Genomic DNA, 24,452 nt, shown 5'->3' with positions numbered 1-24,452 from the left:
ATGATATAGAGAGGAAGCTTTGCGTCGCGACGAAATTGCAGATCTGACAGCGTTCGTGGTTGTTGCTGAAGAACGTAGCTTTACCAAAGCTGCCCTCCGCCTGGGGATGGCGCAATCAGCCCTGAGCCAGATAATTCGCCGTGTTGAGGAACGCCTGGGTCTACGACTTCTGGCACGCACGACACGAAGTGTTGCGCCAACAGAGGCTGGAGAGCGCCTGCTTGCGAAGCTTGGCCCGATGCTTCATGACCTCGACCTTATGATTAGCTCTCTCGGTGATCTGCGCAACCGGCCTTCCGGAACGATTCGGCTCACGACGGTGGAACATGCGGCAAAGACGATACTCATGCCTGCCATTAAGAGATTGCTACCAGAAAACCCAGAAATTCATATTGAAATCAATGTTGATCATGCACTGGTGGACATTGTGGCCAATCAGTTTGATGCTGGCATCCGCCTTGGAGGAGAGATCGACAGGGACATGATTGCTATGCGAATTGGTCCAGACATCCCAATGGCAATCGTTGCCAGTCCGGCCTATCTGACAAGATTTCCAGCGCCAAAAATACCCACTGAGATAGTCAATCATAACGTCATCAACTTCCGGCTGCCAACATCTGGCACAGTAATAGGATGGCGCCTTATGAGTGACGGACGTGAAATAAAAGTTAAAGGTAAAGGACAACTGGTCGTGAATACTATTGAGCTACTGGTCAACGCAGTGCTTGATGGTCATGGTCTGGGATATATCCACCTTGACCAGGTGCAGGGTTTTATAGACAGCGGAGAACTTATCCAGGTACTCGATAAATTCACGCCGGACATACCGGGTTATCATCTTTACTATCCTAATCGCAGGCACCACTCTTCTGCGTTCTCTTTACTCGTAGAAACGCTCCGATATCGCCACTAATCTGTTATGTATTTTGCGATGAAAACTTTCCTGTATATCGACTTTGTTGAATAAATCTAACTTTTGCTGAGTTGAAGGATCAGATCACGCATTCCCTGACAAACCTCATTCAGAATGCCATTAAATACGGAGGCCATTCTGGCCTGATATCGGTATCTGTCGGGTCTGAAGGCTCTATTGACGTCCGGGACGAAGGTAAAGGCATTCCCGTCTCTGAGCGTGAAAGAGTATTTGAGCTATTTCACAGACTGATACACGACGACAAAGGGGCCGGTTTAGGTCTCGATCTGGTCAGAAAAATTATGGAGTTACACAGTGAAGCCGCAGAACTTGTTTATGGCGAAAATCATTCCTATGGTGCTCATTTCAGACTCCGGTTTAATTACGTTGAAATAAGTTAACGTTCCCTTTCCTTAATGTGCCTGAAGATACAAAACCTCATTTTACGGGCGTAATATAACACCCCCTGAGATCTCAGAGCATAAACTACTGATGGGCTGATATCGCGTTAATCTGATATTACTCTCTCAAATCTTCTGCATATAAAGCAGGCGCTTAATAAGGGATAACAGACTAATGACAGGTTAGCCTGTCATTATGCGACTGGAATCAAATCTTCAAGGTTTTATTTCTTATTGGCCGCAATTTAGTAGAACTGAATGTATATTGCGGGCTTTTTTACTGCTTCACGCAGCGGTAAGTTTGCTGTTGTCGAAGGGACGTTTATTTTTTGAAATCCTGTGCAAACAATCTCTGCAAACTTTTTCGCCGCTCTGGACGCAGCCTGAGCAGAATGTTTTTAGCGTGGCAGGGCTGGACCATTGCCTGCTGTCAGGAATTTATGGATTTCTTTTTCAGAGGAACAATCAGGTGAAGAAAGTTGTGCTGGCCGTGGTGCCGCTGATGGTGGCATCCGGTGCCAGCGCCGAAACCCAGCACGCCATCGGCACCGGCGTGTTCGGCGGCATGATCAGCGCTACCGTGCTGGCGGTGTTTTTCGTCCCGGTGTTTTTTGTGACGGTGATGCGGATACAAGAGCGCTACAACCACTGGCGTGAAAAACGCAGGACAACGCACGTAAACGCCCCACACTAACCCCATCGGAGCGGCGACAGGCTGGAAAGCAACGGCACGTCGCCGCTCTCATTGTGCGGTTATCCCATTACGCTATGACCGCAGGTACGATTTTTGTGTGTTTGGAGCAGACTCTGCTTCGAGCCAGGGAGAGTTACACTTTTAAGTGATTCAGGGTATGCGCTTACTGGTTACGAATATTGAGCCAGAATCATGTGACTTGATGATTGCCGCTTTGCTTTCGAGCCAGTAAGTGCTCCACGCTCGATAACGAATACTCGGTGCATGCAAATAAACTGCGGACTATAGTGTGTACGTCAGACTTCCTCGGACTTGAGAACGGCAATAATCTGGTGTTCATCAGTGAATCGAGCCTTGCGCATAGCGATCTCCTCAAAGGGACATAATCAGTATGTCGGAAGATCTCTAAAAGTGAATGGTTCTATTTACCGGGATGCTCACACGCCAGCCCCGTGGTACAGCACTGGTCGGGAAGCTACATAAGCGATAGCGCTCCTGAAAATGGAAAATTAATGTGAGAATCAACACCTGATGTATCAAGTTTTAAAAGAATAAGTCGATATCAAAATTCGTGATAATTATTAGAGGAATACAAAAGTGTCCATCTCACCTTGGTCTATAGGATTCGGGGCAACTGGCGTTGTCATTGAACTCGCAATAAAAAAAGCAATTGAAGCATTCACTCAAAAGTCTGATGACGCCTCAAAAACATCGACAGAACTACTAGACGAAGCTCAAAAAGCTGAAATTAAGTCAGCAGTTTTACAAACACAGGCAAAAGTCCAACAAGAATTATCAATTGCTCGACGTATTTTAATTGCCGAAGAGGTCGAGATCGAAGAATTTTATGATGCATCGGGGTCAGCAAACGCTGGTGCAAAAGTCAGCAAAGAATCGACCTCTATTGGTTTGCAGGGGGACGGACGAAAGATAACCAAAAGGGTCATAAAATTCAAAGGTTTCAATAGTCAAACTAATAATATACTTCAAACTATCGAATCTGCGCAGATACAAGACCTGACGGAATCCCAAGACATGACTGCACAATCTAACACGTCCCCTGAGCACCTAAACAAATAAATTATTAATCATATAATAGTTACCAAATGCAACAGACATGATTACCGTAAATCATAATACATGCATTGAGTAATAATTGTCGAAAACAGCAAGCCCCAGAAGATGCTGGGGCCAGAATGGAATTAAATATGAATTTAATCTTGTTTCAGAACGGCGTATATCCAAACACCAACAGAGTTCTTGCCGTTGATCCCATGGAACATGAGCCTAGGCTCATACCATTTAATTTCACCATCCTCTTCTCGTATTACAGATAACGTTTTCTCTATGTCATCTTTTATGACACTAAAAAAATCACGATTTGCATTTTCATCATAAAAAGCACGCTCATATACCCCAACCCCACGCTCTGACTTTTTCATTATCATCTAATTGCACCGAGGATAAGTTGAACAATTACATTAAGGGAGTGACATTATCATAGGCGCTCAGTGAATGCCCGTTGTGATGTATTGTCACCTCGGTTGCGTAAGAAATCCATTTTTAGCCAATTCAATCACAATGTCATATGCCCCTTGCTTATCGACATAACCCAAAGCATCCGAAAGATAGCGATGCGTCGCAGCAGGATGTGAGAGAACCAAATCAGCAGCTGCAATCGCCCTGGAAGCAAGAACCGTATGACGTTGTAAGGTTTGGTGGGAAATGACGTCTTTTAAATACCCACAGTAAGCCAACGCTAAAAACGTTGCTCGAGGACATCCCTTCTTTCTCGCTGATAGGCTTTTAGTTACCGAAGCGATAGCTTCATTCCAGGCATCACGCGGTGTAAGCGCTCTCTCAATGATCATGCTATATGCAGCGATGGCTGCCTTTGAGTAATTCCCCATATCCCCTCCGCTGTTTAGTGGAGGAATATTTTATACAGGAACTCAAATGAATATTGTGAATTCACATGATTACTCAACGAGACACATTCTCGCAGTGTCCAGCTCATGCCTTTGGGTTACTCTTTCCCCAAGCTGACAGATAGCAGCCGCCATAAGGTTAACCCTGCTTCTTCATCATTAACCCTAATCAGATGCAAAGCTGACTCTAACTGAGACTCAGGAGCACGTCAGCTTCACGCCCTGAGACATTCAACAAGCTTTTCCAGCCAAGTCCGTGGTTATCCCCCCACTTGAACCACCAGAAAACCCCACTCAACACCAGCATAAAACACCAATAAAAAACCAATAAACCAACATTTAAAACCACATAAAATATCAAAAAATGTCTATTATTTTTATAAATTAAAAAATTATGATATTATTAACGATATTGCGTATTGACGATGCCTGCCAGAGCGGTATCACCGCAGGACGTGATACGCGATCACGCCAGGTCAACATCACCCTGATGACCCGACCCGGCGGATGCTCAAGGGGGAGGATGAGAGGGTGTCGTACCACCATCACCGATGGGAAGCGCATGCCACCGGCAAGCGCGCAAAACTCTCTCACCACACTACCCGATAGCACCTGACGTCATACCCGGCCAGACGGTGTTTTCCCCACGCTTCACCTCCCTTTTCATGTCACGATAATAAAAAGGTTAGTTACTTTATGAAATTGAAGAGAAAACGTGTAAAACCCATTGCGCTGGACGATGTCACCATTATTGATGACAGTCGTCTGCGTAAAGCCATCACCGCCGCCGCACTCGGCAACGCCATGGAATGGTTCGATTTTGGCGTCTACGGCTTCGTTGCCTATGCACTGGGCCAGGTGTTTTTCCCCGGTGCCGACCCCGGTGTACAGATGATCGCCGCACTCGCGACCTTCTCGGTACCGTTTCTGATCCGTCCACTGGGTGGCGTGTTTTTCGGCGCATTAGGGGACAAGTACGGCCGCCAGAAAATCCTCGCTATCACCATCATCATCATGTCGATCAGTACCTTTTGTATCGGGCTGATTCCCTCGTATGAACGCATCGGTATCTGGGCCCCTATCCTGCTGCTGCTGGCTAAAATGGCGCAGGGGTTCTCCGTCGGCGGCGAATATACCGGCGCGTCAATTTTCGTGGCGGAGTATTCACCCGATCGCAAGCGCGGTTTTATGGGAAGCTGGCTGGATTTCGGTTCTATCGCCGGGTTCGTGCTGGGTGCTGGCGTCGTGGTGCTGATTTCTACACTTATCGGCGAACAGGCGTTTCTGGAATGGGGTTGGCGTTTGCCGTTCTTCCTGGCGCTGCCGCTCGGCATCATCGGCCTGTATCTGCGTCATGCACTGGAAGAAACCCCGGCTTTTCAGCAACATGTCAACAAACTGGAGCAAGACAGCCGCGATGGGCTAACCAGCGGGCCGGGAACCTCGTTTCGGGATATTGCGACCCATCACTGGAAAAGCCTGCTGGTGTGTATTGGGCTGGTGATAGCCACCAATGTGACCTATTACATGCTGCTGACCTACATGCCCAGCTATCTGTCACACAGCCTGCATTATTCAGAAAACCACGGCGTGCTGATCATCGTCGCGATTATGATCGGCATGCTGTTCGTACAACCGATGATGGGGCTGCTTAGCGACCGCTTCGGCCGCAAGCCGTTTGTGATTATCGGTAGCATCGCCCTGTTTGTGCTGGCGATACCGAGCTTTATGTTGATCAACAGCCACATGATCGGCCTGATTTTCGCCGGTCTGCTCCTACTGGCGGTGATCCTGAACGCGTTTACCGGGGTGATGGCATCAACCCTACCGGCCTTGTTTCCCACCCCGATTCGTTACAGCGCACTGGCCAGCGCCTTTAACATTTCGGTCTTGATAGCCGGTCTGACACCGACCCTCACCGCCTGGCTGGTCGAGATCAGCCATAACCTGTATATGCCTGCGTATTACCTGATGGTTATCGCCGTCATCGGCCTGTTGACCGGCCTGTTTATGAAAGAAACGGCCAACAAACCGCTGAAAGGTGCCACCCCGGCCGCATCCGACCTGTCAGAAGCCAAAGCGATTCTGCGAGAGCATCACGACAGTATTGAACAGAAAATTGACGAGCTCGCCCGACAGATCGCCGAGCTGGAAGAGAAACGCAACCTGCTGATAGCACAGCATCCGCGGATTAATGGCTAGCAGACATGCCTATATAAAACAGCATGTCCGTATAAAACATCTGCCAGTATAAAACATGCCCGTCGGCCAAAAGGAAGACGGGCATGTTTACGCGTTAACGCACATGTTACAGGCTAACTCACCATCAACGGCCATCCTGAAAGCCCATGCGACCTGCCACCATGCCATACCCCCACTAGCGAGCAAGTACCCGTCGGGTCGATGCCGGGTTGTTCACCAGCTTTTCCGCCGGTCGGATCGGGCGGCGAACCAGTTCACCGCCACAATTGGGGCAGTGCCCGTTGAGTTTATCCTGCGCACAATCGGCGCAAAACGTGCACTCAAACGAACAAATCCGCGCCAGCAATGAGTCCGGCGGCAGATCGACATCACAGCATTCGCAGTTGGGCCGTAACTCCAGCATGGTGTGTGCTCTCCGGTTTTTCAGGGATGATTCATGATCACTGACTTTACGCGTTCAGTAAGCCGCTCGCCAGCCAGTCATCCGTGCTTTTTATCCCCGGCAACACGAAGAAATAGCCACCGCCGATCGGTTTGATGTACTCCTCCAGCGGCTCGCCATTAAGCCGTTTTTGCACCGTCAGGAAACCTTTTTCCAAATCGGCCTGATAGCAAACGAACAACAGCCCCATATCCAGTTGGCCGGAATTGGATACCCCCAGCGAGTAGCTGTAGCCACGACGCAACATCAGGTTGGCGCGGGTCTCCGGCGTGCGCGGGTTAGCCAGACGAATATGCGCATCCAGCGGGATCACTTTCCCCTCCGGGTCACGGCTGTAATCCGGCTCATCATGTTCATTCACCATACCCAACGGCGCACCGCTGTGCTTGTCCCGCCCGAAAATAGTTTGCTGCTCCTGCAACGGTGTGCGGTCCCAGAATTCAACATGAAAACGGATGATACGCGCCGCCTGATAGCTGCCACCTGTCGCCCATGCTGGCTCGCCGGATGCCGCATCGACCCACACTATCTGGTTCATCAAGGCGTCATCCCCGGTATTGGGGTTGGCGGTGCCGTCTTTGAAACCCAGCAGGTTAACCGGCGTTTCCTGGCCTTTGCTGCGCGCAGCATGTGCGGAGATAAATCCTTCGCGCTTCCAACGCACGCTGAGCAGGTCCGGCGTTTGTTTGATGATGTCACGCAGCGCGTGCAGCACCGTTTCGTTGGTGTTGGCGCAGATTTGCAACAACAGATCACCATGACACAGGCTGGCGTCCAGCGAATCGTTGGGAAAACGGGTCATGCGTTGCAGCTTCAGCGGCTTGAGTGCCTGCAGACCAAAACGCTCGTCAAACAGTGATCCACCGACCGACACGGTGATGGTGAGGTTATCCGGGTAGATTTCCGGCCCCATGATGCCGGAATCCAGCGGTGGTAAGCGCGGGTCTACATCCGGCACGTTGCCCCCTTGCGTCAAAAACGCAATACGCTGGGTCAGCAACCGAAACAACCGAACCAGGTCGGCTTTGTTGGTCGCCAGTACATCAAACGCCACCAGCATCATCGCCGCCTGTTGTGGCGTGACGACACCCGCCTGATGTTCGCCCAGGAACGGCTGCTTTTCCCAGCGTTCATCCTGCACTGCCTGCGGCTTCTCTTGTGCCTGCGCCAGCTGGTCCGCACCGAGCACCAGCGCACCGCCCATCATCCCCAGCCCTTGCAATAAGCGGCGGCGTGACGGTGAGGCCAGGTCAGGATGAGCCGGACACGCAGAGGGATGAGAAGACTTCGGCCCGCCTTGCGGGCCCGTGGTATGACTCATGATCGCTCGCCTCAATCCAGCCCAAGCACGCCGCGCAACTGTGCCAAATCTTCCGCCAGCGTCGTGATCGGCCCTTTCAACGCCGTGCGATCGGCATCACTCAGCTTCTCGTAAGACTCAAACCCGTCTTTGGTTTTGTACTTCGCCAGTACGCTATCAACGGTTTTGAAATTGGCGTCAATTTTGCCCAGCAACGTCGGATTGGCCTTCTCCAGCAACGGACGCAGCAGGTTAACAATCTTCTGTGCGCCATCAACGTTGGCCTGGAAGTCCCACAAGTCAGTACGGCTATAGCGATCTTCCTCGCCGCTGATCTTGGTTGCCGCCACTTCCTCAATCAGGCCCGCGGCACCACCTACCACTTTATTCGGCGGGAAGGTCAGGCTGGCGATACGTTTTTGTAACTCCTGCGTATCGGCATTAAGTTGATCGGCGTAATGCTCCATCCCTTTGGTGGAATGATCGGCGAACAGTGCTTTCTCCAGCCGGTGGAAACCGGTGAATTTCGGGTCGTCGGCTTTCTTCTCGTAGTCGTCTTCGCGGGCGTCAATACTCCCATCCAGATCAGAGAACAGTTCGGCAATCGGCTCAATACGCTCGTAGTGCTGACGGGTCGGCGCATACAGTTTGCGCGCTTCATCCAGCTTACCGGCCTTGATGGCGGCAGTGAACAGCTTGGTCTGCTGAACCAACCCGTCCACTTCTTTGGTCACATACACCTTGTATTCGGCGATAGGCCCAACCAGGTCCAGTACGTTGGTTTTGGCCGTAGTCGCCTCGGCGCTGGCGGTGACCACCAGCTTACCTTTCGGGTTGCTGAGCAGCCCGCAGGTCATGTCATACTCACCCGGCTCCAGATTCGCGGTCATCTTTTGGGTAAAGCCTGGCGCGATGTTCTCACGCTCTTCCACCACCATCACCCCTTTGAGGATTTCCCACTCCAGGTTTTTCTGGCTGGCGTTGGTGACCACAAACTGTGTTTTACCTGCTGCGACCGTCACCTGCATCGGCTCGCACTGCTTGTCATTGACGGTTATCTTAACCTGCGCAATATCCGCAGCCAGCACACCAAACGCAGGCATAACCAGCAGAGCGGCGCACAGCGCCGTACGACGAAAAACAGGTGTAGACATAGACGTATCCCTTTTTGCATTCATTGTTTATGGTGATAGTTTCTTAAAATTCGAATGATTAGTGATGATGCTTACGTGCCGTTGCCATCGCACTCGGCTCCATACGCTGGGGCAGGAAAAAACACACCAGCGCCGGGATCAGGTACAGGAAATAGACCACCACTTCACTGACCGTCGGGGTTTCCTGATAACCGAACAGGCCTTCTAACACGGTGCCAAACAGGGTGTGGGTCGACAGCGTGGCGCTGAAATCAAACGCAATCTGCTGGAATTGATTCCACAACCCGGCTTCGTGAAAGGCGCGGATGGCCCCGGCAGCCAGACCGGCAGCAACAAACAAAATGAACAGGCTGCTCCATTTGAAGAAACGGGCCAGATGCAGTTTCACCCCGCCCCAGTAGATCATCACGCCGACCGCAATGGCGCACACAAGCCCAAGTACCGCGCCGATCGGTGCGTAAATCCCGACATCCTGCTGGAAAGCGGCCAGCAAGAAGAACACTGATTCCAGCCCTTCACGCGCCACGGCGAAGAACACCATCGCCACCAGCGCCCACCCTTGACGTTTGCTGGCATTGAGTGCCTGATCGATAGCCCCTTCCAGATGAACGCGCACCGAGCGAGAGACTTTGCGCATCCAAAACACCATGTAGGTGAGGATGACCACCGCTACCACCGCCACGATCCCTTCAAACAGTTCCTGCTGTTTTTGCGGAAACTCACCAGTGGTGGCGTTGATAAAGACCCCGAGTGCCAGACATAACGCCAGCGCCAGTACCACCCCCGCCCAGACGGCTCCCAGCCACTGTTCGCGCTGGGTACGTTTTAGGTAGCTGGCAATCAGGCTGACGATCAGTGCGGCCTCCAGACCTTCACGGAACATGATCAGTAACGGCACAAACATGGATGGATACTCCTTAAGCAGCCTGCACATACCTGCAGCCGCAAATGATGCGAATCACACAAAGAATGATAATAGTTCTTATTAATATAAAAAGGGAAGGAGGGGGTAACTCAATTTTTTCTAATCAAATATTTCAATGCGGTCAGTGATACTGGTCAGCGACAATGCGGACATTACGACCAGTTAATGGCATAATAATTTATTATTAATCAATATATTATATGAAAAACCGATGAACACGTCTGGCAATTATCCACCGACATTACAGTCGTACGCAACGGTTGCGGCCTTTCTTCTTCGCCAGATATAACGCCTGATCAGCCCCCTCTTTCAGGCGCTGAATATCGCAGGGGTTATCGTTGGAATGTGAATAGACGCCTACGCTCACCGTCACCACCTGCTCAGGCAGTAGCGACGCCTCATGCGGCAATGCGCAACAGCGTATATTCTCCACCACTTTCTCACCGTATACCGCGGCCTGTTCACCATTCATCCCAGGCAAAATAATCGCAAACTCCTCACCGCCATAGCGGGCCGCCAGCGCGTTGTCCGGCAACGGCAGGCTGTTCAATACGCTGCCCAGTTGGTTAAGGCAACGGTCGCCTAAAACATGACCGTAGGTATCGTTGTAACGCTTGAAGAAATCCACATCCAACATAATCAATGACAACGGCCCGCCTTCATCACGAGCACGGTTCAGCGATTGCTCCAGGTAGAGATCGAAACGCCGACGGTTAGCCAGCTTGGTGAGTGGGTCGATCAGGGCCAGTTTTTGCAAAATTTTATTCTTGTCGCTTTCCTCCTGATGCAGACGACTAATCGCATCCTTGTTCTTTACCGTCTGCCGGACTTGCTTTAAAACAAAGTTCCCCAGGAAAAACATGGCGAGTAACACCATGAGATTAATCACTATCGCCGATATATTTTCCTTCAGCCAGCGAGCCTGTAATGCCTCTCGCTCCAGACTTGCCGCCACCACCAGCGGATAACGATCCAGTTTGACATAACCGACAATACGCACCTTGTTGTCCAACGTAGTGCGCCAGATCCCCGTGCCGCTGCCCTGCTCCAGCCGGGATTTTTCAAACAGGCCACCATCAGAGAAGTTACTGTTAATGTATTGTTCCCTATTGGGATAGAGGTAGATGGCATGCCCGTCAGCATTCATCAATGACAGCACACCGTTATAATCCAAAATGAAATAACTGTAGAAATTACCGAAGTAATTGTGATCGATAGAGGCAAGGAAAACGCCCTTGAATTCACCGTTCGGCCCATTGATTCGTTTTGCCACCGGGATAATACGTTTGCCAGTCAGCGCGCTGGTCGTCACCTTACCGATAAATAGCGATGTCGTATTATGTTCCTTGAGCCAGGAAAAATATTCCCGTCGGCTGGCATTATAGATATACAGCGGCCCTTTGCCGGTAGATGAAACCAGCGTCCCATTCTTGTCAAAGAGGTAGAACCCGACTAATTGCGGCAATACCGAACGGTGGGCATCAAGTACACTTTTGACCTGCATGGAATCCAGCATGCCGGTTTGTGATAATTCCCGCAGCATGTCGTCAATAGCCACTTCAATGGGCACAAAGGTATCCTGTGCCTGACGTGACATTGCCACGGATAAATTGACGACCGTTTTCTCTGCATGCATCAACAGACGGTGATACGAGTTCCAGAAATTCCAGACGCTACTGGTAATAAAAATCAGGCTACAGGCCACCAGAAACACCACGGTAGCCATGCCGGGAGAAGAACGAAAAGGCAATGCGCGAAGGAAACGCAAAACACTGGACTGAAAATGATTATTATCTGACATAGGCGTTCTCAATGGGGCAACAACTTATCTATACCCGTCATACTTCCCATTACTCGTCATACTACTCGTCATGCTACCTGATACTTCAGCCGGTGTCCTGTCGGTGCTAGCGCTGACACCGCCACCCTTTCAGATGCGTAAACACAAGGCGGCCATCATGCTCTCATCATCCTGCATCAGGATTTATTTTCTGCCCGCGATGCAGTGCTGAACCATCTCGGTGCAGTCCATTCGCCCGATATCATCGTCAGCACTCACATCTGCACGCTATCCGTGCCTTTTATTAACCCAACAATGATAGCTGTTTTAGATTATTTTAACATTTCAAGAAAAAGGACAGATGTTTTTTTCTGATAATGTGCAGCGGCACTAAAATAATGCAATTAGCGCACTGAAATAATCAAATTAAATTCTCCCGACATCTCGTTTTATAAAAAACTGTCGACCATTTCATTTTCAACACCTGGCAGATTTTTACATTACATAAAAAAGAAATTAAACCATAAATACAAAATAAAAAACCAAAAAGACAGAATATGATTCTTATTTTTAACCATCATTGACAATATAAAACTGTTTGATAGCATCAAACAACAGCACATTGGTCCTATGCCTTCGTCTTATTCTTTTAAAGAAAAGACGCGAGTGCTCATTATTTTTATGGTTTTAATTATCCACACCCAAAATAATTTGAGTTGATGAATACAGCGCATTGCGTTGGTTCTTTTTGTTTTTTATTCTCATGATGGAGTTGGCGATGACAATCAAAAAACCGTATTTGTTGTTTCTGGGTGATGCCCATGACCAGTTGGCCGCCAAAGTGGCGATAGGCATTAAACAATGGCATCCGGAATACTGTGTCGGCCAGTATCGCATGTCAGGATGCCAGGCGGATTGCGGCCTGCCGGATATGACACTTGAGGAGGCATGGGCAGCAGGCGCACGCACACTGGTGATCGGTGTAGCAAACCGAGGCGGTATCATTTCTGATGCCTGGGTAGCCATACTGCGTCAGGCGCTGGAGTACGGCATGGACCTGGCGGCCGGTCTGCACAATAAACTGGCGGACGTGCCAGCCATCAACACGCTGGCGACCCAGCTCAGACGTTCGCTGTTTGATGTGCGCCATCCGAACCAGCATTTCCCGGTAGCCAGTGGCCGCAAACGCAGCGGCAAACGTCTGTTGCCGGTCGGCACCGACTGCTCCTGCGGGAAAATGTACACCGCGCTGGCAATTGAACAGGCACTGCTGGCTCGCGGCGCTAACGCCACCTTTCGAGCCACCGGCCAGACCGGCATTCTGATTTCTGGTGCGGGAGTCAGTATTGACGCGGTGGTGTCTGACTTTATCGCCGGTGCGGTGGAAACCCTCGCCCCCGATAACGACGCTGACCACTGGGATATTATCGAAGGTCAGGGATCGCTGTTTCATCCCTCTTTCGCCGGGGTAACCACCGGGATTATCCACGGCGCCCAGCCCGACGCGCTGGTGCTGTGCCACGAGCCAACCCGCACCCATATGCGGGGCGTGGACTATCCGCTGCCGGACCTGCAAGCCTGTATTGACCTCAATCTGGCGATGGCGCGGTTAACCAACCCACACGCCCGCTTCGTTGGGGTCTCTATCAACAGTGCGCAGTTAAGCGAAGCGGACGCGCTGGCTTATATGGCGAAACTGGAACAACAACTGGGATTGCCGGTGGTTGACCCCTTCCGTCAGGGTGTGGGCCGCATCGTCGACCAACTGTAAGGACCGCATGATGGCAGAGTTAATCGTCGCCCATGAGCGGTGGGCGTTGAAAGAAACCTTCACCGTTTCACGTGGCAGTAAAACCCACGCCGATGTCATCAAAGTCACGGTACGTGACGGGCATCTTGAAGGACATGGCGAGAGCGTCCCTTACGCCCGGTACGGTGAAAGTATCAGTGATGTGACAGCGCAATTGACGGCGTTACAAGGCAAGGTTCGGCAAGGGCTCGACCGGCAAACCTTACAGACACTGCTGCCGCCGGGTGCGGCACGTAACGCGCTGGACTGCGCATTGTGGGATCTCGACAGCCAGCGACAGGCAACACCGGTCTGGCAACTGGCCGGGTTACTGCGCCCGGAGCCTGTTGCCAGTGCCTTCACCCTGTCGCTGGATACCCCGGAACGGATGGCGCAGGCCGCGCAACGTCACGCACACCGCCCACTGCTGAAACTGAAACTGGCGGATGAACACGATATCGAGCGCGTCGCGGCGGTACGCCAGTGGGCACCGCAGGCACAGCTCATCGTGGATGCGAATGAAGGCTGGACCGCCGATCTGTATTTGAAGCTGGTACCCGAACTGCAACGTCTTGGGGTGAGCCTGATTGAACAACCGTTGCCGGCTCACGACGATGAAGTACTGGCCACGCTGCCACGCCCTATTGCGCTGTGTGCCGACGAGTCCTGCCATGACCGCCGGACATTACCGGGGCTGGCGACACGCTACGATATGGTCAACATCAAGCTGGATAAAACCGGTGGACTAACCGAAGCACTATTGCTGCGTCAGGCGGCACGGGCGCAGGGGCTGAAAATCATGGTGGGGTGCATGGTCAGTACCTCGCTGTCGATGGCACCGGCCTCGCTGGTGGCGCAGGGTGCGCATATTGTCGACCTTGACGGGCCGTTACTGCTGGCGGAAGACCGGGTCGGCGGGCTGGAGTGGCGTGGCAGCCAACTGTATTTATCTGAAACCGGGCTGTGGGGCCACCCTCGCCCTTGTTTAACGGGAGCGGTGTAATGTCACGTACTGTTTATGTCAACGGGCACTATCTGCCTGAGGAACACGCGACGGTTTCGGTGTTCGATCGTGGTTTTCTGTTTGCTGATGCGGTGTATGAGGTCACAGCCGTGGTCAACGGTCGGCTGGCGGAATATGACGGCCACATGGCGCGGCTGGCACGATCCTGCCGTGAATTGAACCTGCATCTGCCCGTCAGCCAGGCCGCGCTGCGGGAGATTCATCTGACGCTTATCGAGCAAAACCGGCTGGAAGAAGGCGGTATCTATCTGCAACTCACGCGGGGCAGTACCGGTGATCGTGATTTCGCCTTCCCGACTGACGCCGCGCCGACACTGGTGTTGTTTACCCAGTCACGCCCGGTGATTCATCACCCGTGTGCAGAGAAAGGTATTCGCGTCATCACCTGCCCGGACCTGCGCTGGCACCGGCGCGACATCAAAACCGTCAGCCTGCTGATGGCTTGCATGGCGAAAGAGTGGGCGCACGCAAAGGGTGCCGATGACGCCTGGCTGGTGGAAAACGGCATGGTTACCGAAGGCAGCTCCAGTAACTGCTTTATCGTCGATACCCACAATCACCTGATCACCCGACCGCTGAGTAACGACATCCTGCACGGCATCACCCGCAAGGCATTACTGCAACTTGCCGCCGAACACGGTTTGACGGTAGAAGAACGGGCGTTTAGCCCACAGGAAGCACGGGTCGCCAAAGAGGCGTTTATCAGTTCCGCCACCACCTTTGTCTGGCCAGTGGTGGAGATAGACGGTGTCACCATCGGGGAAGGTCGCCCCGGCCAACTGGCACGGCAGTTGCGGGACATCTATATCGCCATGATCCGTGAGCAGACCGCCGGGTAACATTGCTATCATCCGCTCAATCATCAATGAGCGGATGATGACTTCTCTTGCTGCACAGCCGCTATGCTATCCCTTGCGGCACAGTGGACGACCATTGACCTTACCGGAACCACACAACCAGCGGGCCTTGCCATCGGTGATGGTATAACCGTTGGCGTCCGGCTCGACCTTAACATCACGCAGGCTCAACCCGGCCAGTTGCACCGGCTCCACACCCAAAAACCAGAGGTGTTCGCCGTCGGTCGCCAGTTTTTCATTATTCGGCAACATGTGGATATCCGCCGCTTTCACGCCGTCAGGAAGGCCGGGATACGCCCGCCCAAATACATAGAACCCGGTTTTATCCAGCGCCGTATTGAATGTCAGACAGCGGAAACTGGCGGCATCACCATCGGATCGCGGCTCACCCCGGTAATACAGGTTGCCGTCGATAGTCGCCCAGCCAAAACACTGACCCGCGCTCGGTGCCGATTTCTGATAGGGAATGACGCTGGTTTCGTTCTCCACAAAATAATAATTCTGCTTGTCGAACGCCTGATTTCTGGCCAGTGTTTTAAAACTGGCAACATCCACACCACTCAGTTCTTCACCATCAGGCAACCAGATGTGGTGACGATCGCGGAAAAACGGAAAATCCAGCGCCTGAAAACTGTCGGCGTCAATGTCCTGTTTCATGCGCTCGCAACCAACATAGGACCCGACATTGGTAATCAGAAACGTGTCATAGCGCAATTTGGCGCTTTCCGGCTTGAAGCCATTCGGCAGCGGTTGCTGATTGCAGTAGTAACGTGAGCCGGATACCGCCAGCGCAACGCGCTTTTCCCGCAGTAACACCCGAAAATCGTCCGGTTTTGCACCGGCCAACACCTGCGGATCGGCATTCACCGACACCCGGTAGACCACCTTACCCTGTTCAACCTGATAAGGTGTCTTCACCTCCGCCTGCGACGACAACGCCGTCATACCCAGCAGCAAAGCAAGATATCCGTTCCGTTTCATACAATTTCCTTGGGTTTTATTGGTTTTATTGGTTTTATTGGTTTTATTGGTTTTATTGGTTTTATTTTTAGCAACGTTATTGCTGGCAACGTTATTGCTGGCAACGTTGATTTTATCATTACTACCGACCCACCTTCGACGGCATAGCGCACACATCACTGCGTATCGGTCTCTTTCCCGCTTGACCAGTGCATCGCCAGTTTTTGGGCAGCCTTAATCTCATCCGGTTGCATGGTCGCTTCCAGGTCATTACGGGCAGCGAGCGCCTCCGCCATGCCTTCGGTCGCCGCCAGCGAATACCAGGCGTAGGCGTGGATACGATTACGTGACGCGCCCAGCCCATCCTGGCGCATCATGCCCATACGATACTGTGCCATGCGGTTGCCGTCATGCGCCGCGAAGCGATATTGCTTCATCGCTTCCACATAATCCGCTTTACCGCCCTGCCCCAGTCGCAATATCTCGCCATAGGCCAGCCGGGATTCGGTATCACCGGTCGCCGCCGCTTTGGCGAACACCTCGCGGGCCCGCTCCAGTTCGCCGCGTTTGAGCAGCCAGTTGCCCAGTTCTCGCGACGCCGGGACATACCCCGCCGCCGACGCCAGCACCAGATAGTATTCCCGTTTAGTAGCGTCTGACTGCATCTGGCTCAGCTTGTAATCCGCCTCGCCATTGCCCTTGCCAGAAGCGCGATCCAGCCAGTAGTGCGCCTGTTTGTCGTTCTTCACCAGCCCTTTATTGCCGTCACGGTAAGCCTGTGCCAGCCACAGCTGTGCATCGGCTTCGCCGTTAGCCGCTGCTTTCTGGTACCAGTCGAGCGCGTCTTTCCCCTCGGCATGTTTTGCCATCCACAACTGGGCCTGCGGTTGCCCCCGGTCTGCCGCCCGGAAATACCAGCGCTCGGCCAGATCGGTACGCTTCGCGACACCTTTGCCTTGCTCATAGCGCTGGGCAAGCTGGTACTGCGCGTCCCGATCGCCCAAATCCGCCGCCTTCTCTATCCATCCGGTCGCTTCTTTTTCCGCACCGGGATGCGCCGTATACCACTGTGCGACCACCAGTTGCGCGGGTGCATACTGGTTATCCGCCGCACGTTCGAAGGCATCCAGACAGGCGGCAACCAGTTTACCCTGATGCTGTGCCTGACAATCGGTCCCCAGCCGGTAACCCGCCTCGCCACTCCCCAGCCGTGAGGCTTTCTGCCACCACTGGCGTGCCAGCGGCGTATTTTTCGGCTCACCCAATCCGGCCTGATACCAGTCACCCACCTGTAATGCCGCTGCGGCGCGGGTGTCTTTGCTGGCAGCGGAGACATCCGTCAAGGCGGCGGCTTTTTGCATCCACTTCATCGCTTCAACGTAATGCGAGTGGGAAGCGAGTTGCTTCGCCAGCCGATACTGCGCTTCACCGTTGCCCCGCTCCGCCGACTGGCGCAAATCCGCGTCGGACAGCGACGACACCGGTGCCTGACAGGCGGCCAGCAAACTACAGGACAGCGCCGCCACTAATCGTATTTTTCTCATCATGTTACCGTCATTACCCTGGTGATATCCGGCGGGCGGCCGACGATGCCGCCCGGCGCGCCAGTATTTACTTCACGACAGTCTTTACCTGCCGCTCTCGCCTTGTTGCAAGCGGTACAGCCGGATGGTGAAAGCACGCAGTTCGTCTTCCATACCGCGTAATTCCGCCGGGGTCAGCGACTGACTGGCGGCTTTGCGCGCCTCCAGCGTCCGCAGGCGAATGCCAAAAGGCACGTCGGAGGACAAATCTTTTTGGATATCATAAAGTTGAGATTTCAGGTACGAAATGGTTACCGTCCGGCGCTGTTTTTCCAAATCCAGCAACTGTTGCAGGGTATCGCCCACTTCGGCGCGCGCCAGCTCGTAACCGCTGACACGCGGCGGCTTGTCACCTTGCTGACGGTCGAGGGCTATCTGCCACTGTCGGTCCATCTCTTTCACCGCCAGCGAATCGGGATACAGTTGTTGCATCACGCCTTTAAGCCCCTCGCCATACTGGTAGAGGTAGAACGACGAGGCGTTTTTCACCTGCTCCAGTTGCGCCTGATAGCGGTTGATCAGTTCGCCTTCCATGCTTTGCAGCTTCTGCTCACCCAGCACGATGCGTACCCGGCGAATGTCGTTATGATCCGGTGCAGCAGGCAGCGTGTACGCTGGTTGCTGTAACAGCGCCAGCGCCTCGGCTTTCTGATTCTGCCAGTACTGCCAGCCGGTGATGGCCGCTACCGGCAGCGCACAGCTCAGCACACCGCAAGCAAACCAGAACCAGCCCGGTTTCGGCTTACGGTGCGCTTCAATTTTCAATACGGTAGGTTTCATCTGCCCTTTCTCCCGCCCGACCAAAATACTGCCCGACGGCAGCGCTGGCTGGGCGGCGGCGGCCGCAGACGCCATGCCGCCCGGCTCCATATCAGACTGGAAGAACACCATCGGCGGGATCTGCATGTCCTGCTGTTTCTTCAGTGTCTGATCGTCAGACACAATCACAATCTCGGTTTCATCGAACAGATGGGTATAGCCTTCGATAAAGTGCAGCAGGTTTTCCACCCGCGGAATACGGCTCAGGCCCGAGTTATGCAGCTTTTCGCTCATTAATTGCAGCGCGCGCTCGCAGCGATACACCAGCCGCTTATGTTCGTGGCTGATAGCGTATTGGCGGATCACCTCGCTGATGCGGGCGATAAACCAGTCCAACACTTCGATACGCGCCCGTTCCTGATGCACCGGCGGCCAGAAATTCTCCCACTGGGTCACGATCAGGTTGGCGAGAAACTCGCACCCTTCGGTAAAACCGTTCAACCCGGCCAGACGCGAGCGCGCCAGGGTGAAATAGATAGCGGTTTGCAGGTCGACGCCCTGCTTTTCAAAAATCGCGGTCGCCATATCGTGCACCCGCATCCAGTCCACTTCCGGGCGGGATGCATGGCTTAGCTTGTTGATTTCCGCGCGTAACGCCTCGTACTCAGGCAGCATCCGTGGATCACGGCCCACTTTCAGGGCCTGTTGTGCATCTTGCATATCACGTCATCCGGCTACGGGCGAGCAGGCCGATGCCCGCTCGCCCTCTGGGTTAATAGAGAGAATCAGGCAGCTTGAACTGGCTAAACAGGCCACCGGCAAACGGGTTATGGCTGGCATCGGTATACACCCGATAGGTCATGCCACCTTGTTCCAGTGAGAAGCGCACGTCGAACGTATTGTCGTTGACCTGGGTTAGCTGGCCGTTGGTCAACAGGCGGAACATGGCCCACGGTCCGGTGAAGCTCAGGCTACGTGGCGAGCGCTCGCGGTCATCCGGCACCAGCGTCAGCTTGCTTTCAGCGCCGTCACGCATGCTGTTCGGCCACACCAGCGGCGTTTTGGTGCGGCGTCCGTGGCTGTATTCCAGCAACTGTCCGTCAAGGTTCAGAACACTGCGACGCTTGTTAGCGGTCAGTTCCACCGGTTCCACCACAAAGTGGATTTCCAGGCTGCCTTGTGCGTTAAACAGCGTCTGGCGGATACGGGTCGCGCGATCAAGCTGTTTCACCAGATCGGTTTGCATTACCGACGCACCTTCCCCTTCCAGCATCCCGCCTTCCATGATGGATTTGAGGTTGGTCTGGTAGAAGTTATCCAGCGTGCCACCAGCCGCGAAGAAGCGTTCCATCTCGGAGAGCGGAACATCCTTGTCAGAGGATGGGTTGAACGGGTAGCGATCCGCCAGTTTTTCATTAAACGGCGTCACCACCTTGTCCAGCCATTCCTGATTCAGTGACGACATGGCAAGACCGGTCACCAGACTGGCGCTTTCTCCCGCCAGTTGACCGACCCAGCGATCGAGCGGCGACGGCAGGCTGCGAGCATACTGCTGCAACGCGAACACCGGGTCAGCGAACTTGTTGCCCTGACGCGCCTGCACCGCTTTCAGTGCTGCCTGCCCCGGATCCGTCGCATTCACAATCTGATCGAGATAGTGGTAGAGATCGGTCAGCTTCTGATTGACCTCCTGCACCAGCGGCCCCTGTTCACCCCGCCCGCTCAACGCGGCGTTAATCGTCATGAACGGACGACCAATACGGGTATTGATGCCTTGCGCGGTGTCGTTCTCGTCATCCGCCAGCTTGCGGATACGGGTGTTGTCACTCACCGTGGTCAGCACCCGCTGGAACGGCTGATCATTACCGGTAATGTCGGTCAGTATGTTCAGCGCCTGCTCCGGGCTTTCCAACGGCTGCACATCGATATTCGCCAGCGCTTTTTGCCACTGGTTGATGTAGTCGGTGATATAGCGGTCATTCACCTGCCGCAGAATTTCCTTACGGTCTGCCTCGCTCAGGTGAGCACGCTCACGCTGCCCCAATACCCAGGCATCCAGCGCGGTCAGGTCCAGCAGTGTCTTATCCTGCTTGAGGTAAAAATCGCTGAAACCGGGATAGGTCAACAAGCGGGGTACGGTGCCTGCCTTGTCATTACGCAAACTAAATACCGAGTCAAACGTCGGCCCGACCTCGTCGCGGAGCGCCAGATCCGGCGGCAGCACCTGCGTCGCTTTCATCACCAGACTCTGGTAGACACGCTGGTACATCGGCAGCTTGCTCAGCTCGCGCTGGGCACTGGCGATCGGGTCGACAAACGGTGCAAACGTCGAGATCGCCACCGTATCCTTTTGCTCGCGGGACTGATGCCAGTCGGTATGATCCAGCGCGTAATCCAGATGCTGCATCAGTTGTTCCTGCACCTTGCCCTGACCGGGGAACGCCTTCTGCCAGCGCAGCGCCATAAACTGCTCCACCAGCGTCTTGTTACGCCCGGAGGCGTCGTCCAGCATCCGCATTACCCGCAAAATAGTGAGCTTTTGTTCACTACCCGCCGGAGCCTGATTCAGGTCTTCCAGCAGCCCTTGCATCACCGCAGGCAAGAAGCGCTGGTTAAGCATTTGCAGGTACGAACCTTCCACGTAGGGGCCAATCTTATCGCCCTGATACAGGCCAAGATCCGCCAGCATCGGCGTACGTTCATGGTAGTTACCGAACGACAGAGTAGCGTCGCGGATCAAATTCAAACGCGGCAACTGCTGGTAGCCGTATCCCGCCTGCCCTTCCAGCTCGTTGGTGCCGATGAACGCCTGCGCTTTGGTCAGCACGTTACGACCGGCCTCTTCGTTGACCCGGTAGAAATGGTGCCAGCTACCGATCATCGCCAGCCCAAACAGCACCATGCAGGTCACCCCAATGCTCATGCGGCGACGGCGATAGAGGCTGTGCAGCCGGTTTTCCCCTGCCAGACTGGCCTCCGGGAAAATCACCTCTGGGAACAGTTTCTGTACGAAGAAGGTATTAGATTCGCCGCGCATCGCCGCATTAATCGGCTCCGGCAATTGGTAACGGCGCGAAGCCGACTGAGCGAAGGCGTCAAACGGCACCCCCTGCTGATACACCGAACTGGCGTAAACGCCGCGTACCAAAAATGCACGGTCGTCGCCGGTCGCCAGTGTTTCGTTCAACACTTCCGTCACATAATCCTTAAGCCCGGCCAACTGACGCACGAAGGTAAACAGCGTATTGCGTACACCGCTGTCCGACTGCGTCAGCAGCATTTCCGGCAGGTTATTGTTAAGGCTGGTGATCCACTCATCCCAGAAGCGCTCCAGCTCTTCCAGCCAGCCTTTGCCGTGGCTGGCCTGTGGCGTAAACGTCACCCCCAACACCGCCTGACGTGCCTCCCGGTTCAGCGAACGGTACACCACGTCAAAACCGCGCAGCATGTCCAGACGGGTCAGCGCCACATACAACGGCAAACGGGTATTGATGTTGACCGCAATCTCCTGCAGGCGGGCGCGCATCACCTGCGCATAGGCCTTGCGCTCCGACACGCTGGCCTGCGACAACCAGGAGAGGTCGATAGTCAGCACCAGCCCGTTGAGCGGCTGGCGACGACGGTTGAGGCTCAGCCATTGCAGCAGATGCTGCCACAGACGCGCGTGACGCCCGGCCGACGGCTCTGCGCCGATCTCCGGTTGCGCCAGCAAGTGACCGCTCGGATCCCAGATAACCGCTGACTCACCAACCCAACTGTTCACCTGCTGGCCGCCAGCGACTTCACGCAACTCCGCATCCAGCTTCGGGTTGAGCTTATTGGCCGGGTTAGCACGATGGATCAGGCTGCTTTTACCGCTGCCGGACAAACCAATCGCCAGATACCAGGGCATGGCGTACAACGCCTTTTTGCCGAGCTGGGTTTGAAACGCCTGTAGCCAACGGTCCAGAAAGGTTTGCTGGCTATCAACGTATACCTGCAAGGGGTCTTGCTCGATAGTCTGCTGTTCACGGCGTTCCGCACGCAGTTGCTGTACCCGACGCCAGACACGCCAGGCACTGTAGGCAAACCCCAGCCACAGCCAGACCAGCGTGAACACCACGCGACCCCACACGCTTTGCAGTGGGCGCATCTCGCCAAGCAGCAGACGCGGCCCCAGCCACCAAGCCAGCACCAACGCAACTACCCATACCACCACCCCCAACAGCAGCCAGGACGGTTTCAGTTTCGGCAGCTGTTGCCGCAGAAAGGTAATGATTATTTTCAACATAAGTGACCATTCAACTCCGAATGTCTTATTTCCTGCGGGACGCGCTCAGCCGCTCCAGTCGACTGACCATTCCCGGTTCCCACTGCATCAGGCCCAATCGCTCGCTTTCCTGCCACAGGTGCTGATAATGCTGTGCCGCCAGTGCTTTCATGCCTTCTTCCGCCAGTAAATCCGCCAATACCAGCTCGGCCAAAAAACGCTCACGCGGTTCTTTCAAACGTCGAATGCGTTCATCCAGTAACGACAGCGCGGCGCTCAGCCCTTGCTCGGCGCAGCACGCCGCCGCCTCTGCCGCCAGGTCGTCCTGTCGCTGAATGCCACCGCTACCACGCCCTGGCTGGGCGGATTGCAGCCACTGGGCACATTTGGCCGACAGAAACGGCGACCCATCGCTAAACGACAGCTCGCGTAATTCCGGCAGCCGGGTGAGAAACGCCGCCAGTTCATCGGCGATGGCACTGGCGACAGCGCCATGCCCCAGCCGGGTCGCTACCGTCGCTGACAGCATGTGGCCGTCAAACCAGTACGGTGCCAGCGTCAGGCTCTGTTCAATCTTGTTCCACAGCGCCAGATCTGCCTGTCCAAGCGCGCTGTGGTATTCATCCACCCGGTCAGGCGATACCGGCGCTAACTGGGTTTTGTTACCTCTCGCCGCCATCGGTGGGGTGGTAATCCCCGCCCAGATAGCATTACGGCGCAGGCGATATCCCACCGGCGCTTCCGGCTGGCGCTCGATCAGCAACGTCGCTACGGTAAGTTGCGTCTGCTTCCAGCTACGATCGTCCGAACTGTTGATATCGACCGTCGCCGCCACACTGGCTGTACTGCTGTGACCACTGTTCCCGGTGCCCCCCTCCGCGCTGGTTGCGCCTTGCGCGCCCGACGTCGGTGCCGTCGCCGCTTGGTTGGCTTTCTCCTGCGCCTGATGGCGTTGCCGGGCACGGTGAAGCGCTGCCACCAGTTCATCGGTGAGGTCCGCATTGCTGGACGCCAGCCCACGCCAGCGCGAGGCCAGTTGTTCCGCCAGCTGATGCAACTGGCCTAATTCCGCCCCCGAGGCCTGCTCCGTCATACGGGGCAGCACGCCTTCAAAACGGCGGATGATTTGCACCATCAGCTTCTGTTTTTGTGCCGGACTGGCCGGAAACGCCACCGTCCAGTAAGCCTCCAGCCAGCTATCGAGCAACATGATGGCGGTGGCGAATGGTGTCGCCTTGGCCGGGTGTTGCAGGCAACGCAGCAGTTGCACCAGCACCCGCATGTCTTTGGTTCGGCTCTCCAGCAACGTCAGGCATTGACCGGCAACCGCGTTAAGATCCACCTGGCTGTGCGCCAGCGACCCCAACTTGACCAGCTCGGTTTCCACCTGCTCCCACAACGGGTCATCCGCGGCTACCGCCGCACGTAGCGCCTCATCAGGCAATGACGTCAGTAATCGTTTACACCAGGGGTGTGCATGCATACTCATCGC

The 24,452-nt window shown here is 54.3% G+C and carries 19 protein-coding genes and 1 pseudogene; 8 read left to right on the top strand and 12 right to left on the bottom strand.

The window, feature by feature from the left end; all coding sequences use genetic code 11:
• Window positions 1-19 precede the first annotated feature (19 nt).
• The 4 genes and pseudogenes from DD586_RS06605 to DD586_RS06595 all read left to right on the top strand — a co-directional run bounded on the left by DD586_RS06605 (window position 20) and on the right by DD586_RS06595 (window position 3,088).
• A complete protein-coding gene (locus tag DD586_RS06605; protein ID WP_012884034.1) occupies window positions 20-913 on the top strand; it encodes a LysR family transcriptional regulator in 894 nt (297 codons plus the stop codon).
• A gap of 71 nt (window positions 914-984) precedes the next feature.
• The gene (locus tag DD586_RS22460; protein ID WP_071818921.1) at window positions 985-1,314 is read left to right on the top strand and encodes a sensor histidine kinase; all 330 of its coding nucleotides are present in this window, start codon (window positions 985-987) and stop codon (window positions 1,312-1,314) included.
• A 484-nt stretch (window positions 1,315-1,798) separates the two neighbouring features.
• Window positions 1,799-2,008 (top strand): annotated as a pseudogene (locus DD586_RS22455) (efflux RND transporter permease subunit); the annotation flags it as partial.
• Between the two features lie 597 nt (window positions 2,009-2,605).
• The gene (locus DD586_RS06595; RefSeq protein WP_012884033.1) at window positions 2,606-3,088 is read left to right on the top strand and encodes a hypothetical protein; all 483 of its coding nucleotides are present in this window, start codon (window positions 2,606-2,608) and stop codon (window positions 3,086-3,088) included.
• 134 nt (window positions 3,089-3,222) lie between these two features.
• On the opposite strand, the gene DD586_RS06590 is transcribed toward DD586_RS06595, so the two are convergent.
• Both DD586_RS06590 and DD586_RS06585 read right to left on the bottom strand, forming a co-directional pair.
• Window positions 3,223-3,450 carry a hypothetical protein gene (locus DD586_RS06590; protein ID WP_157668885.1) on the bottom strand — a complete coding sequence of 76 codons (228 nt, stop codon included), beginning with the start codon at window positions 3,448-3,450 and terminating at the stop codon, window positions 3,223-3,225.
• A 93-nt stretch (window positions 3,451-3,543) separates the two neighbouring features.
• Window positions 3,544-3,918, bottom strand: coding sequence for a DUF6979 family protein (locus DD586_RS06585; RefSeq protein ID WP_012884032.1), 375 nt, complete (start codon window positions 3,916-3,918; stop codon window positions 3,544-3,546).
• Between the two features lie 714 nt (window positions 3,919-4,632).
• Between DD586_RS06585 and proP the strand changes: the two genes are divergently transcribed.
• Entirely contained in the window at window positions 4,633-6,138 is a 1,506-nt protein-coding gene (gene proP / locus DD586_RS06580; RefSeq protein ID WP_012884031.1) for a glycine betaine/L-proline transporter ProP, read from the top strand.
• 175 nt (window positions 6,139-6,313) lie between these two features.
• Here the strand turns inward: proP and DD586_RS06575 are convergent, their stop codons facing one another.
• The 5 genes from DD586_RS06575 to DD586_RS06555 form a co-directional block, all read right to left on the bottom strand.
• Window positions 6,314-6,541, bottom strand: a complete 228-nt coding sequence (locus DD586_RS06575; protein ID WP_012884030.1) for a DUF1272 domain-containing protein — start codon at window positions 6,539-6,541, stop codon at window positions 6,314-6,316.
• Window positions 6,542-6,587: 46 nt separating this feature from the next.
• Complete coding sequence (gene efeB / locus DD586_RS06570) at window positions 6,588-7,901, bottom strand: iron uptake transporter deferrochelatase/peroxidase subunit (RefSeq protein WP_012884029.1); 1,314 nt, start codon at window positions 7,899-7,901, stop codon at window positions 6,588-6,590.
• A gap of 11 nt (window positions 7,902-7,912) precedes the next feature.
• Window positions 7,913-9,034 carry an iron uptake system protein EfeO gene (gene efeO / locus DD586_RS06565; RefSeq protein WP_012884028.1) on the bottom strand — a complete coding sequence of 374 codons (1,122 nt, stop codon included), beginning with the start codon at window positions 9,032-9,034 and terminating at the stop codon, window positions 7,913-7,915.
• 58 nt (window positions 9,035-9,092) lie between these two features.
• Window positions 9,093-9,938 carry an iron uptake transporter permease EfeU gene (gene efeU, locus DD586_RS06560; RefSeq protein ID WP_012884027.1) on the bottom strand — a complete coding sequence of 282 codons (846 nt, stop codon included), beginning with the start codon at window positions 9,936-9,938 and terminating at the stop codon, window positions 9,093-9,095.
• Between the two features lie 262 nt (window positions 9,939-10,200).
• Window positions 10,201-11,760: a sensor domain-containing diguanylate cyclase gene (locus DD586_RS06555; RefSeq protein ID WP_012884026.1), complete on the bottom strand. Its 1,560-nt coding sequence runs from the start codon at window positions 11,758-11,760 to the stop codon at window positions 10,201-10,203.
• A gap of 757 nt (window positions 11,761-12,517) precedes the next feature.
• Between DD586_RS06555 and dgcN the strand changes: the two genes are divergently transcribed.
• From dgcN to DD586_RS06540, 3 genes are read left to right on the top strand one after another with little or no spacing between them, the layout of a single operon-like run.
• A complete protein-coding gene (gene dgcN, locus DD586_RS06550; RefSeq protein WP_012884025.1) occupies window positions 12,518-13,510 on the top strand; it encodes an N-acetyltransferase DgcN in 993 nt (330 codons plus the stop codon).
• Between the two features lie 10 nt (window positions 13,511-13,520).
• Window positions 13,521-14,531, top strand: a complete 1,011-nt coding sequence (gene dgcA, locus DD586_RS06545; RefSeq protein WP_012884024.1) for an N-acetyl-D-Glu racemase DgcA — start codon at window positions 13,521-13,523, stop codon at window positions 14,529-14,531.
• Entirely contained in the window at window positions 14,531-15,391 is an 861-nt protein-coding gene (locus DD586_RS06540; protein ID WP_012884023.1) for a D-amino-acid transaminase, read from the top strand. The genes dgcA and DD586_RS06540 overlap by 1 nt, the downstream gene beginning before the upstream one ends.
• Window positions 15,392-15,457: 66 nt before the next feature.
• On the opposite strand, the gene DD586_RS06535 is transcribed toward DD586_RS06540, so the two are convergent.
• From DD586_RS06535 to tssA, 5 genes are all read right to left on the bottom strand, one after another.
• A complete protein-coding gene (locus tag DD586_RS06535) occupies window positions 15,458-16,390 on the bottom strand; it encodes a DKNYY domain-containing protein (protein WP_012884022.1) in 933 nt (310 codons plus the stop codon).
• Between the two features lie 155 nt (window positions 16,391-16,545).
• Entirely contained in the window at window positions 16,546-17,916 is a 1,371-nt protein-coding gene (locus DD586_RS06530; RefSeq protein ID WP_012884021.1) for a tetratricopeptide repeat protein, read from the bottom strand.
• Between the two features lie 81 nt (window positions 17,917-17,997).
• Window positions 17,998-19,431 carry a VasL domain-containing protein gene (locus DD586_RS06525; protein ID WP_012884020.1) on the bottom strand — a complete coding sequence of 478 codons (1,434 nt, stop codon included), beginning with the start codon at window positions 19,429-19,431 and terminating at the stop codon, window positions 17,998-18,000.
• 52 nt (window positions 19,432-19,483) lie between these two features.
• Window positions 19,484-22,981, bottom strand: a complete 3,498-nt coding sequence (gene tssM / locus DD586_RS06520) for a type VI secretion system membrane subunit TssM (protein ID WP_012884019.1) — start codon at window positions 22,979-22,981, stop codon at window positions 19,484-19,486.
• 25 nt (window positions 22,982-23,006) lie between these two features.
• Window positions 23,007-24,443: a type VI secretion system protein TssA gene (gene tssA / locus DD586_RS06515; protein ID WP_012884018.1), complete on the bottom strand. Its 1,437-nt coding sequence runs from the start codon at window positions 24,441-24,443 to the stop codon at window positions 23,007-23,009.
• Between the last annotated feature and the right edge of the window lie 9 nt (window positions 24,444-24,452).

The organism is Dickeya parazeae Ech586, from assembly GCF_000025065.1.
Classification (GTDB): Bacteria; Pseudomonadota; Gammaproteobacteria; order Enterobacterales; family Enterobacteriaceae; genus Dickeya; species Dickeya zeae.
The sequence above is the reverse complement of the archived record's forward strand: the minus strand, read 5'-3'. Positions and strand labels throughout refer to the sequence as shown.